This window comes from Qipengyuania sp. GPGPB31, from assembly GCF_038396345.1.
GTDB classification, from domain to species: Bacteria; Pseudomonadota; Alphaproteobacteria; order Sphingomonadales; family Sphingomonadaceae; genus Qipengyuania; species Qipengyuania citrea.
Map to the genome: position 1 here is coordinate 1,062,085 of NZ_CP149572.1, position 12,862 is coordinate 1,074,946.

Annotated in this window: 11 protein-coding genes; 5 read left to right on the plus strand and 6 right to left on the minus strand. The window is 63.9% G+C overall.

Annotated features, from left to right (window positions below; genetic code table 11):
• Nucleotides 1-93 precede the first annotated feature (93 nt).
• The 3 genes from WKH79_RS05410 (at nt 94) to WKH79_RS05420 (ending at nt 3,093) form a co-directional block, all read left to right on the plus strand.
• Entirely contained in the window at nt 94-357 is a 264-nt protein-coding gene (locus tag WKH79_RS05410) for a DksA/TraR family C4-type zinc finger protein (protein ID WP_341859845.1), read from the plus strand.
• Nucleotides 358-550: 193 nt separating this feature from the next.
• The gene (locus WKH79_RS05415; RefSeq protein ID WP_160766637.1) at nt 551-1,765 is read left to right on the plus strand and encodes an argininosuccinate synthase; all 1,215 of its coding nucleotides are present in this window, start codon (nt 551-553) and stop codon (nt 1,763-1,765) included.
• Between the two features lie 812 nt (nt 1,766-2,577).
• On the plus strand, nt 2,578-3,093 hold the full coding sequence (locus WKH79_RS05420) for a septal ring lytic transglycosylase RlpA family protein (protein WP_341859846.1): 516 nt from the start codon (nt 2,578-2,580) through the stop codon (nt 3,091-3,093).
• A gap of 30 nt (nt 3,094-3,123) precedes the next feature.
• Here WKH79_RS05420 and WKH79_RS05425 read toward each other — a convergent pair whose 3' ends face one another.
• Nucleotides 3,124-3,765 carry a LuxR C-terminal-related transcriptional regulator gene (locus WKH79_RS05425; protein ID WP_341859847.1) on the minus strand — a complete coding sequence of 214 codons (642 nt, stop codon included), beginning with the start codon at nt 3,763-3,765 and terminating at the stop codon, nt 3,124-3,126.
• A 308-nt stretch (nt 3,766-4,073) separates the two neighbouring features.
• Between WKH79_RS05425 and WKH79_RS05430 the strand changes: the two genes are divergently transcribed.
• The gene (locus tag WKH79_RS05430) at nt 4,074-4,775 is read left to right on the plus strand and encodes a LuxR family transcriptional regulator (protein WP_063505782.1); all 702 of its coding nucleotides are present in this window, start codon (nt 4,074-4,076) and stop codon (nt 4,773-4,775) included.
• Nucleotides 4,776-5,116: 341 nt separating this feature from the next.
• On the opposite strand, the gene WKH79_RS05435 is transcribed toward WKH79_RS05430, so the two are convergent.
• The 5 genes from WKH79_RS05435 to uvrA form a co-directional block, all read right to left on the minus strand.
• Complete coding sequence (locus tag WKH79_RS05435; RefSeq protein ID WP_341859848.1) at nt 5,117-5,860, minus strand: hypothetical protein; 744 nt, start codon at nt 5,858-5,860, stop codon at nt 5,117-5,119.
• 600 nt (nt 5,861-6,460) lie between these two features.
• Nucleotides 6,461-7,015, minus strand: coding sequence for a hypothetical protein (locus WKH79_RS05440; RefSeq protein WP_341859849.1), 555 nt, complete (start codon nt 7,013-7,015; stop codon nt 6,461-6,463).
• Nucleotides 7,008-7,901, minus strand: a complete 894-nt coding sequence (locus tag WKH79_RS05445) for a hypothetical protein (protein WP_341859850.1) — start codon at nt 7,899-7,901, stop codon at nt 7,008-7,010. Before WKH79_RS05445 ends, WKH79_RS05440 begins: the two co-directional genes overlap by 8 nt.
• Nucleotides 7,902-8,003: 102 nt before the next feature.
• Complete coding sequence (locus tag WKH79_RS05450) at nt 8,004-8,270, minus strand: hypothetical protein (protein WP_341859851.1); 267 nt, start codon at nt 8,268-8,270, stop codon at nt 8,004-8,006.
• Between the two features lie 105 nt (nt 8,271-8,375).
• Nucleotides 8,376-11,306, minus strand: coding sequence for an excinuclease ABC subunit UvrA (gene uvrA, locus WKH79_RS05455; protein ID WP_341859852.1), 2,931 nt, complete (start codon nt 11,304-11,306; stop codon nt 8,376-8,378).
• Between the two features lie 295 nt (nt 11,307-11,601).
• Here uvrA and WKH79_RS05460 point away from each other — a divergent pair, with 295 nt between their 5' ends.
• Nucleotides 11,602-12,780, plus strand: a complete 1,179-nt coding sequence (locus tag WKH79_RS05460; protein WP_341859853.1) for a diguanylate cyclase — start codon at nt 11,602-11,604, stop codon at nt 12,778-12,780.
• Nucleotides 12,781-12,862: the final 82 nt, after the last annotated feature.

Sequence of the window (12,862 nt, forward strand, 5' to 3'; positions counted from 1 at the left end):
CACTTTGGCGGCATGCTGGAAAGCCGCTGACGCTACGCATCTGGTTGATTCCAGCTGGTTGGACACCCACATTCGCCCGGAAAGGAAAAAGTCATGGCAGGTGGTTGGGCGCGCGACGGCGCGGTACAGGACCAGATCGACGACACTATTTCCGACGCGGTCAGCGCCGCACGGTCGCGCATGCCCGTGGGCGAAAGCGAACAGTGGTGCATCGAATGCGGCGAGGGAATCCCCGAGCGGCGGCGTCAGGCGCTGCCGGGCGTGAAGCGCTGCGTCGAATGCCAGTCGGGTCTCGATGCCAGCGCGCGCAGCACGGGGATCAACCGCCGCGGCAGCAAGGACAGCCAGCTTCGCTGAACGCTTTTCCACGTGATACTCGGTGTGGCCCCGCGCTCGCTGCCGGGTCAGGCGCCCCCTATCCGCCCTCCTCGGCCTCAGGACGCGGCCAAGACATCGGCGCATGTCCGCTTGTTGCCGCCAAAGCGTGAATCGATTGCCTAGAGCCCCCTCGCCCTGCTAGCGGCGCGCCTCGAACAGTGAAGGTGCCCCAATGTCCGATATCAAACGCGTCGTCCTCGCCTATTCCGGTGGTCTCGATACCTCGGTCATCGCCAAGTGGCTCGAGGTCGAGCGCGGGCTCGAAGTGGTGACCTTCACCGCCGATCTGGGACAGGGCGAGGAAATCGAACCCGCGCGCGAGAAAGCCCGTGCAATGGGCATTCCCGACAAGCACATCTACATCGAGGACCTGCGCGAGGAGTTCGTGCGCGACTTCGTCTTCCCGATGATGCGTGCCAATGCCCGGTATGAAGGCGACTACCTGCTCGGCACCAGCATCGCGCGGCCGCTGATTTCCAAACGCCTGGTCGAAATCGCGCGGGAAACCGATGCCGATGCGATCGCGCATGGTGCCACGGGCAAGGGCAACGACCAGGTCCGCTTCGAACTCTCGGCCTATGCACTCGACCCGGACATCACGGTCATTGCCCCGTGGCGCGAATGGGACCTGACCAGCCGCACCGCGCTGATCGCATGGGCGGAAAAGCACCAGATCGCTGTGCCCAAGGACAAGCGCGGCGAAAGCCCGTTCTCGACCGATGCGAACCTGCTGCACACCTCGTCCGAAGGCAAGGTACTCGAGGATCCGTGGGAAGAGACCCCAGATTACGTCTATTCGCGCACCGACCATCCGGAAAACGCGCCCGACACCCCCGAATATATCGAGATCGGTTTCGAGAAGGGCGACGGCGTCTCGCTCGACGGCAAGACCATGAGCCCCGCCACGCTGCTCGCCGCGCTTAACGACCTTGGCCGCAAGCATGGCATCGGCCGGCTAGATCTTGTCGAGAACCGCTTCGTCGGGATGAAAAGCCGCGGTATGTACGAGACGCCGGGCGGCGAGATCTACGCCCGCGCACATCGCGGGATCGAACAGATCACGCTCGACCGCGGCGCCGCGCACCTGAAGGACGAACTGATGCCGCGCTATGCCGAGCTGGTCTACAATGGCTTGTGGTTCAGCCCCGAGCGCGAAATGCTGCAGGCGGCGATCGACCTCAGCCAGGAGAAGGTTTCGGGCACCGTGCGGCTCAAGCTGTACAAGGGCAATGCCATGGTGGTCGGCCGCAAGTCGGACGACACGCTCTATTCCGAAGCGCATGTGACGTTCGAGGACGATGCCGGCGCCTACGACCAGCAGGATGCGGAAGGCTTCATCAAGCTCAACGCGCTGCGCCTCAGGCTGCTTGCCAAGCGCGATCGCTGACTGCGGACCTGCTTCGGAGCAGGTTTGCGGCAGCCGGTTGAGTTGTCCACTATCCTCCACAGCGAAAAGCTGGAAAAGTGGAAAACTTGCCCGTCCGGCGCTGGACGAATCGTTCGACCGGGCGCAGCTTTCATCTAACGGAACGGCTTGGAAAGCCAACGCGATCAGGGCTTAACGGCTTGAAATCGCTTTAGAATTCCACACCGGAAAGACATGGGGAATGCTGTCCATGTGTTTCCAGAGGCCGTATTGCGGAAGGCGCAAGCCCGCAGCAAGACGGTCGATGACGGAAGCGCAAAGTTCATTGTCCATGGATCGGGCTGATCCGGTCGAATGCCGAGGAGGCGGCGCAGCTGACGGTTTCATACCCGATCCGCGCCCCTCTGCTCGAGGCTTCGGCCAGTAACGGAAAGCCGGATCGCGGCACCGCCCGGCGAAGGCCGGCTCGGCAAGGGAAGCGAGGGCTTCGGCCTGACGCACCCCGATGGGCCTGCTGGAGGGCGAGGTCGGATGCCGGTGCGAGCGCCGGTGACGGATCCTTCCGCCCCTGTCTCAGGACAGGCTGGAAGGACAGGCACTGGATGCCAAGTGCTTGTCGCAAGGCAAGTCCACGCATCGGTGAGAGTGGGGTCGGCAGCGATGCCGGCCCCTTTTGCATTTGCGGGGCACCGCCGATGGGCGAACCCGGAAGTTTCCGCCCGGCATCGCGAGACACGACGAACTGTGGCGCCAATGGGGCAACCGGCGCCCGCCGGTGGGACTCGCCCGTTTCTATCGCCTATATCCCCGTGAACCGAACGGGAGGTCCGATCATGGTCAATCGCGCGCTGCGCAGCATGGTGATACTTGCCGCACTTGCCATGCCGGCCACTGCCGCGCAGCCGCAGGAACGCACACATGCGGCTGGCGGGCAGCCGGCCTTCGAGACCAGCTTTGCGCGTTTCGAGGCGCTACCGCCCCCGCCCGAACCGGCAGGCCGGGTCGTCGATCTTTCGACGATCGAACCACCGGTCGAGGTCGCGCCCGCTGCGCGCCCGCTGGGTGTGGGTGTGGCATCCTACTACGGCCGCCGTTTCCATGGCCGCCGCACGGCCAGCGGCGAGCGCTTCGACATGCATGCGCTGACCGCGGCGCATCGCACACTGCCGTTCGGCACGCTGGTCGAGGTGACCAACCCCAGCAGCGGGAAAAGCGTTACGGTGCGGATCAACGACCGCGGGCCGTTTCATGGCAACCGCGTGATCGACGTCAGCCGTGAGGCGGCATCGCAGCTGGGCCTGATCCGCCGCGGGCATGGCACCGTCCACCTCGCCATACTCGAACCATAGGACGGCCCGCGGGCCGCAGGTGCCCCGTCGTCAGGCAGCCATCTCGGATGTCTCGGACTGTGCCATCTCGGCGGCGGCGCTCTCGAACCGCGCCTCGACCGACAGCTTCACCGCAGCCGCGACATTGCGCACGCCCAGCTTGGTCAGCACATTCGCGCGGTGCAGCTCCACCGTGCGCGGGCTGATCCCGAGCGTCCGCGCGACTTCCTTGCTCGAATAGCCTTCGCATACGCTGGTCAGCACTTCCTTCTCGCGCGGCGAAAGCAGGTCGATGCGCTGCTTGGCGCGGGCCTGTGCCAGCGATGTCGCCGAGCCCTGCCACTTGCGCGCCATGATTGTTTCCAGGCTGCGCTGCAGCGCGTCATGCGCCGAGGGCCATTCGAGATAGCCTGCCGCACCGGCGGAGAGCGCGTCCATCACATGCGCGATGCTGGCGCCTTGCGAATAGGGAACCACCGGCAGGTACTGCCCCGCCTCGCGCAGCGCGCGCTGGGTGTCGGCCACCTGCGTGCCGGTGTCGTGGACGAGCAGCCAGCCCTGTTCGGGCCAGCGCCCGCCGAGCTCCTCGAGCGAATCCGCGGGCACCACATAGGCCATCGTGCCGAGTGCCCGCACCAGCTCGTGACGTGTCCGATAGTTGCTGTCGATGACAACAAAGGTAGAGTTTTGCATCGCGTGACGATCCCGTTCCGTCAATTCCCCCCGGGTCGGTCAAGCGATGGTCCCCCCGGCCCTGCCCTTTGACTATGATTAACGCGGTATTTTCCCTAGTCGTCTGAATGCATGTCACCCATGTGCACTACATCCATAGACACTACGTAGAGATACGTGCTTCGCAGCGCCAACGGGCCCGATGCGGTATTCATGTACGGCCCTTTGCCCGCCAACATGCCGACACGCTTGCATGTCATGCGAGTGGATGACATCCAGTGAAGGCATGCCGCAGCCCGCATGCCTTCGGGGGAGGTTCGACGCACGCCATGGACGACAGCCAGGCCATCCGCCAGATCGCCGCGGCCGAGGACGAAGGCGCGGTCTTCGCGGTCGCGCGCGCCTTCTTCCGCACGCAGGGCTTCGCCGCGCTGAGCTACGCGCGCCCCTCGCGCACCGATCCCGGGCGCAGCGAGGTGACCTCCTTCGGCTTCCCCGAGGGCTTCGTCGCCAGCTACCGCGAACGCCTCGCCGAATACGACCCGCTGCCCGGCCTCGCCGCGCGCGCGGGCCGGCCGCTGCGGCTGGTCGATGTCGCCGAAGGCCGGCTGACCGGCAACCAGCAGCTGTTCATCGACGCGGCGCGCGAGCACGGGCTGACCGACGGCTTCCTGCTGCCGACCTTCGGCCCGCGCCAGCACATCGCGGTGTTCTCCATCACCATGATCGACCACGAGGACCGCATCGCGCATGCCGATGTGCCGATCCTCCACAGCGTCGCGCAGGCAACCCATTTGCGGATCGACCAGCTGGCGTCCGAAGAGGTCGAGCGCCCGCACCTCGCCCCGCGCGAGATCACCATCCTGCACTGGATCGCGCGCGGCAAGAGCAATGAGGAGATCGCGATGATCCTCGGCAACAAGCGCCCCACCATCGCCACGCACATCAAGCGCATCTTCGCCAAGCTCGACGTGACCGACCGCGCCTCGGCCGCGGTCAAGGGGCTCAAGTTCGGGCTGATCAACGTGTAGGTTTGCGAAGCCGCATCCGCGGGGGAGTCTTTGTGTTTCGAACCGACATCCGTCGGTTCGTCCTCGCTAGACGTGCAGCAAGCTGCACCCGCTGCGGGCGGGCGTGCAGGTGGCCTTCGGCCAGCTGCGTCTTCGACTACGCTTCCGCGCTTGCCTCGCCTGCGGCTCGGGACCAGCGCAACCTGTCCGATGCGTACGAGAACCGGGCCGGCGCAGGCCCGGCAAGGCCGACCGGCCGCCCGCAGGGGCCCGTAGGAGCGCAGCGACGAAGGAACAGCCCCGAGGATGCGCCCGCGGATGCGGGTGCGTAAGACAAGGATTCTCTCTCCCTCTCTCACTCCCTACCCTTCCTCATCCTCCCCCATCCCCTCCGCCAGCGCGCGCTGCAGCTCTTCTTCGCTGGTCAGCAGCCACCACTGCGCGAGCCCCGCGCAGAAGGCCTCGATCTGCACGCCCTCGACCGCGGCGCCGTTGCCCTGTTCGTGCGGAGCGGGGGCGCCGGCGGGGCGTGCTTCCTCCATTTCGCGCAGGATCCGGCCCACGGGGGGATAGTGCGGGCAATCGCGGCACTGCGGCCAGTCGGGCGCGTCGCAGCAGGGCCCCTCGCCCGCGACATTGATCACCGGTTCGGGCCCCTGCGCCCCGCGCCGGTAATGCTTCTGCCCGCGATCGGTCCCGTGGCGCGCACCGGCGCAGTCGCAGCGCGGTTCGCCTGGGTCGGAGGCTGCCCCCGCCCCCTCATCGTCCTGCGGGTCCGCCGGAGACATGGACCGCCTGTTACACGGTCCAGGCGAAGAAGTGCCGCACCCCTCCTGCGCGGGCTCGGCGGGGGCGGGATCGGCCACTTCGGGCTCGATCGGCCCGCCGCGGCGCAGCCGCAGGATCATGCCGTCGAAATCCTCCGCGAGTGCCTCGATCCGTTCATCGCCGCGCATCCGGTCGAGCCGCGCGAGATGCGCGAGCAGCAGCCGGTCGGAGAAGCGCCGGCGCTCGCCCCTGTGCTCGCCGTGATACCACACCTCCTCCTCGATCCCGTTCATGGCGTAATCGGCGAGCTTGGCCTCGGCCGCGCCGCGCGCGACCACCAGCGCCGCATCCCAGGCGCGCCCGAAGCCCGCGCTGGGCGCGGCGCGCGCGGTAGCAGGTCTGGTGCGACACCCGCGCCCGCGCCGCCGCCGCGCGCACGCTGCCGGTGGTCGCCAGCGCCTCGAGAAAGGCCACCTGCCGCTCGACCACGAACTGCGTCTGCGGCGCGCGCTCGTCCTCGGCATGGAGGTCGGCGTGAAGGATGATGGGGTGGTTTGCGGGAATATAGGGGGAGGTCTGCATCGGTTCGCCTTGCTTGCGAGGAAGGGAACCGGGTTATTTAGACAGTGAGGGACGTGTAGGACAGGATTACTCGTTCAACCCAGATGGCACCTACTCGCTGACTGGTGAAGGTAGCCAAGCCAACGCCGAAGCAAGATCGACCGGCCGAACGAGCTTATGCGCGGAATTCGGGGCGATAGTGCGAAGCGCCAATCCAAAGAGCGCGGACGCGTCGCGAACAGCGCTTATGGGCGCGAACAAAAAAAGCGCTCACGGTCCGTCCTCGTTTGGAGCGAACTGGGTTAGTTATGTTCGTTTGAGGAGTAATACAAACTGAACCAAATGAAGGAAAGGCTATTGCTTATAATCACGCGACTTTAACCCTCCAATCGCGGATCCTCTACCGCGTCAGGCAGCGTAGGGTCTCGTTGATCATCAACCCAAAAGGTATAATCGCCTTTGTTTATCTTCGCCTGAGCGTCTTTGAAAAACCGCTCTGGAGCGTTTGGTGCATCACAGCGGACAAACTCTTTCCGTTCCTTAACACGCTCGAATTTGGCGAAGAAATCGGAAAATGATTCATGACTATGCACATGGGCCAGTTGTCGAAAGTCATCCCGTAGCTTCGTGAAATCAGCTGCCGCTCTACCAATTTCTTTCTCGCGCAGGCCCAACTCTAGCGCAGAATATATCGACGGAAAAAAACCAGCTAGAAGCGCGAAAAAGAGCGCCAAACCAGTCTCACCAGACCCAAAATACCCCAAAATATCCGATCCTGCCAACGCAGCGAATATAATTGGGGCTACTATAAAGAACAGTTTTTGCCTTCTAGCTGATCTTTGATAGATCCAAAGGCTCGCTGCCGTATACAAGCAGGACTCGTATTGTCGCTGGCACTCAGCTATTAATGCTTCTCGCTGTTTCTCAGACATATTTTGGTATATTAGCCCCGAATATCTTCTGCCACTCTTCGCCCGCAGAAATTATTAATTCTGCGCTCTCGAATTCACAGCCTCTACGCGCTCTAGCAAGTGCTGTCTCCGCGCGGCTAGCCCACGCATCGCCCAAAGATATCGCTTCACCCGTACCCGGAGCGTAAGCCGTGCCATTCTGAAGCCTCAACAGATATTGAAAATAGTCTCGGATCATCCAGTCGTAGTATGTCGACGACTTTCCGGAACTCCCCCAATTATCAAGGAAACCAACGGAAGTTAGCTCAATTAGGAATGAGCGGAGAGGCACATTGCAATGGCGCTGCCAGACCTTCAACATTCTAATCAGATCTTTTGTATTACCATTCGTACGAGAATTGCTAGCGTTTATATGAGCCTCTTGAGCAGGATAGTCCTCTGCTTTGTAATAGCCCCCATACGACGTCACGCAGACATATGTCCCACTGGGATATCGAACAAAAGCGGGCACCACCTCGACGAGAATTTTTGAGAAAGGTTTTTGGACAACGGGGCCATCCCCGCGAATGGACGTAGAGTAATATTCTTTTGAAAGGACGCCTTTAACTTCTTGCAAAATCTGCGACTGCTTATTGCCTACGCGCAGATCGAATCTGTCCCGTACCGATTGAGGAAGTATAAATTGAACGTCGACGTCACGAGGCGGCCGTATCCGTGTGGATTTTGCCCATGATCCAATAAATCGGCTGTGTTGGTCCGAGGAACGGATGCCATAGTAATGCCGATTTAAGGTTGCTACGACGCTTTCCTTCGCTCGCCGCCCCTCCGCCAGTTGAGTTGCAGTGAGCCTCGCATCAGCGAGAAATTTATCAAAACGGCGTGATACTGACACCAGAATGCTGTCCAACTTTGCTGAGTTGTTTTGTGTATTGTCTAAGACCTACAATGTCTAAGTAGAAAGAGGATTATCCCCAGCCGCTGCCCGAGTTAGGACAACATCAAACCGCACTCAAAACTGCCGCGCAAAATCCCTTCGTTTCCGCTGATGAAATCCTTCAGTACGAACATAAGTCACGCAGCGGCAGAAGGGCTGCGCCTTGTGCAGCGGGAGGCCGAGTTCGTGGCTCTTGTCGCGGCAGGCCTCGTAGCGCGAGGCGCGCACATCGCGGTCGAGCTCGTCGAGCGCGTCGCTGGTGCGGCTTGCGTCCCAGATGATGAGCGGTGTGATCACGGCGAGGATGGCAACGCCGACGGCCTTGGGAATGTGCTTACCCATGGTCGCCGCCGCGCCCGAAAAGGAATGGTGAGACGGCGGGTAGAAACCGCTCGGTAGTAGGAAGTGGTAGCACCGGCCCCGGATCAGGTCCGGGGCGACGGTGAGCTATTCTGCTGCTTCCTTCGCGCGGTCGAGCATCGGGCGCAGATAATGACCGGTGTAGGACGCGTCGACTGCCGCCACTTCCTCGGGCGTCCCTTGCGCAACCACCTCACCGCCGCGCACACCTCCGCCCGGCCCGAGGTCGAGCACATGGTCCGCCGTCTTGATCACATCGAGATTGTGCTCGATCACCACGACAGAGTTCCCCTGCTCGACCAGCCGGTGGAGCACTTCCAGCAGCTTGCGCACGTCCTCGAAATGCAGGCCCGTGGTGGGCTCGTCGAGGATGTAGAGCGTCTGCCCGGTGCTGCGCTTGGCGAGTTCCTTGGCGAGCTTGACGCGCTGCGCCTCGCCGCCCGACAGCGTGGTCGCCTGCTGGCCGACCTTGACGTAGCCGAGCCCGACCTCGTTGAGCATGTGCATCTTGTCGCGGATCGGCGGGACTGCCTTGAAGAATTCCTCCGCATCCTCGATCGTCATGTCGAGCACATCGGCGATCGAGTGGCCCTTGAACTTCACCTCGAGCGTTTCGCGGTTGTAGCGCTTGCCGCCGCATTGTTCGCAGGTGACGTAGACGTCGGGCAGGAAGTGCATCTCGATCTTGATGAGGCCGTCGCCCTGGCACGCCTCGCAGCGGCCGCCCTTAACGTTGAAGCTGAAGCGCCCGGGCTTGTAGCCGCGCGCCTGGCTTTCGGGGAGGCCGGCGAACCAGTCGCGGATCTGGGTGAAGGCGCCGGTGTAGGTGGCGGGGTTGGAGCGCGGGGTGCGGCCGATCGGCGACTGGTCGATCTCGATCACCTTGTCGCAATATTCGAGCCCGGTGACCTTGTCGTGCGCGCCCGCGACGATACGCGCGCCGTTGAGTTCGCGCGCGGCGGAGGCGTAGAGCGTGTCGATGGTGAAGCTGGACTTGCCCGAGCCCGAGACGCCGGTGACGCAGGTGAAGGTGCCCAGCGGCAGGCTGGCGGTGACGTTGGCAAGGTTGTTGGCGCGCGCGCCGTGGACGGTGAGCTGGTGCCCGTTGCCCTTGCGCCGCTTGGGCGGGACCGCGATTTCGCGGCGGCCGGTGAGATAGGCGGCGGTGAGCGATTTCTTGTTCTTCAGCACCTGCTTGAGCGTGCCTTCGGCGACCACCTCGCCCCCGTGGACCCCCGCCCCGGGGCCGAGATCCACCACGTAATCGGCGGCGCGGATCGCGTCTTCATCGTGCTCGACCACGATCACCGTATTGCCGAGGTCGCGCAGGCGCTTCAGCGTTTCGAGCAGGCGGTCGTTGTCGCGCTGGTGGAGGCCGATGCTGGGTTCGTCGAGCACGTAGAGCACGCCCGAGAGACCGCTGCCGATCTGGCTGGCGAGGCGGATGCGCTGGCTCTCGCCCCCGCTCAGCGTACCTGAAGTGCGGTCGAGGTTTAGATAGTCGAGCCCGACATTGTCGAGGAAGCCCAGCCGCTCGTTGATTTCCTTGAGGATGGCCTTGGCGATCTGCGCCTGCTGGTCGGTCAGGTGCCCGTCGAGGCCGAGGAACCACGCCTTGGCATCGGCGACGCTCATCTGCGTGGGGGTGGCGATGTCGGTGGGGCCCGCGGGGCCGGGGATCTTGACGCTGAGCGCCTTGGGGTTGAGCCGCTTGCCGTTGCAGGTCTCGCAGGGCTGCGCGGTCTGGAACTTGGCCAGTTCCTCGCGCATCCACGCGCTCTCGGTCTGGAGCATGCGGCGGTTGAGATTGCCGATCACGCCCTCGAACGGCTTCTTGACGGTGTAGCTCTTGCGCCCGTCCTTGAAGGTCAGCGGGATCGCGCGGCCTTTTGTGCCGTGGAGGATGATGTCGCGGATCTCGGCGTCGAACTCCTGCCACGGGGTGGTCAGGTCGAACTCGTATTCCTTCGCGAGGCTGGCGAGCACCTGCATGTAATAGGGCGACGGCGGGTTGCTCTTGGCCCAGGGCACCACCGCACCCTTCTTGAGGCTGAGCGCTTCGTTGGGGACGACCAGCTGCGGGTCGAACAGCTGCTTCTCGCCGATGCCGTCACAGGTCGGGCAGGCGCCCTGCGGCGCGTTGAAGGAGAACAGGCGCGGTTCGACCTCCTCGATCGTGAAGCCGCTGACCGGGCAGGAGAATTTCTCGGAAAAGACGATGCGGTTGGCGGGCAGCCCCGCGCCCTTCATCGCGCCGCCGGCCGCGGCCCCCTCGTCCTCGCGCCCGGGCACCGCGCCATCAGCGAGATCGACATAGGCGAGCCCCTCGGCCAGCTTGAGCGCGGTTTCGAAACTGTCGGCAAGGCGGGTCTCGATGCCCTCCTTCACCGCCAGCCGGTCGACCACCACCTCGATGTCGTGCTTGAACTTCTTGTCGAGCGCGGGCGCGTCCTCGATCGCATGGAGCTCGCCGTCGACGCGCACGCGGGTGAAGCCCGCCTTCTGCCATTCGGCCAGTTCCTTGCGGTATTCGCCCTTGCGCCCGCGCACCACGGGGGCGAGCAGGTAGATGCGTGTGCCCTCGGGCAGTTCCATTACCCGGTCGACCATGTTGGAGACGGTCTGCGCCTCGATCGGCAGTCCCGTGGCGGGCGAATAGGGTACGCCCACGCGCGCCCACAGCAGGCGCATGTAGTCGTAGATCTCGGTCACTGTCGCGACGGTCGAGCGCGGGTTGCGGCTGGTGGTCTTCTGCTCGATCGAGATGGCGGGTGAGAGCCCATCGATATGCTCGACATTGGGCTTCTGCATCATCTCGAGGAACTGGCGCGCATAGGCGCTGAGGCTCTCGACATAGCGCCGCTGCCCTTCGGCATAGATCGTGTCGAAGGCGAGGCTCGACTTGCCCGAACCGCTGAGGCCGGTGATCACGATCAGGCTGTCGCGCGGCAGGTCGATGTCGACGCCCTTGAGATTGTGTTCACGCGCGCCGCGGACGGAAATTTTGGTGAGTGCCATGAAGGAAACGTGTTCCCGAATTGTTCGCTAGGGTCAAGGGCGGGTACGGGCCGAACGCATGGGCGGCCGCAGTGGTGCCGCGAATGTGGGTTCGCCGGCGCGATTTACAACGCTGCCGATCGATTGCAGCGGGCAGCGGGCACCGATCGATTGTCAAACCATTGTCACAATCGAGCTACCGGTAGGGGCACGGTCGTGGCAGGCTACTACATGGTGATTTTCGCGTTGGAGTTCGTTAACCAATTGGCGCTATGCCGCAGCGCCCGCGATGCGCGGGACACGAAGGGTCGCACCATTGTTCACCGATAGCCGTTTTGACGACACTGCGAGCCAGGGGCTCACGCGGCTGGCGGTCGATCCTTTCGAGATCGAGCGCGAGGCGGTAATTGCCATGCTCGAGCGCGAGCGTCGCTCAGTTCTGGCGAGCATGATCGGGCTGGCCATGCTCGCCGCCGGTGTCGCCATGCTGCCCAACGCGGCTGCCATGACGGTCCTCCTGCTGCTGCGCGCGACGTCCTTCGTCTATACACATAAGGCCGTCGGCGAGCTCGAACGCGTGATGCGAGCACGCAAGCCTGCGCAATCGGCCAGACGGGTCGTCCTGTTCGCCATGTGTCTGACCGGCATCACGCTGGCGCTGATGCTGTGGCCGCCGCCGCCCGACAGTTCGGTCGTGGCCGTCAATCTGGTGCGCGGCGTAGTGGTAATCGTCGTGACGCTCATCGCCGTCACCCTTGCCGCCCTGCCAGTGGCACGCGACGCCATGTTGGCGAGCTTCTGGCTCACCGTGCTGGGGATGATTGTCCTGCATCCCGGGGTGCAGCATCCTGCGCTGGTGGTCATTCTTGCGCTGATCGTCATCGGGATACGCATCTACAGCGCTTCCACCGGCGAGCACATCCAGAGCGCGGCGAAAGTGCTGGTCGAGAACCGCCAGTTGTCGGAAGACCTGGCCGATGCGCTGGCGCATGCGGAATTCCTCAGCTGGCGCGATCCGCTTACGGGTCTGTTCAACCGCCGCAAGCTGTTCGAGGAAACGCGGATCGAACGCAGCACCCAGCCGCGCCACCTGATGACCATCGATCTCGACCGGTTCAAGGCGATCAACGACACATACGGTCACGGCGTGGGCGACCACGTGCTGATCGCGACGGCCGATGCCATTCGCGAATGGGGCGGCACCCTGCCCGCAGCCGCCGGTCAACAGGCTTTTCGGCTGGGCGGCGAGGAATTCCTCGTGATCACGCGCGGGCTGGACGATGGCACGGCGGCCGACGCTGCCGAACGCCTCCGCGGCGCGATCGCGCAGATCGCCCGCGGGTTCAGCGAGCACCCCGATATCCGTATTTCGGCTTCGATCGGCCTGACCGGCTGGCGCTTCGGCGAGGGCCTGGACGATGCGCTGCTGCGCGCCGACGCGGCGTGCTACGAAGCGAAGAACACCGGCCGCAACCGCGTGCGCCGCGCCGCCTGACGGGCACCCGCCACCGACCGGGCGTTGCCCCGCCGGGACGAGCCGAGGACCGTCCAGCCGCCCTACCCGTTGATTGGGAAAG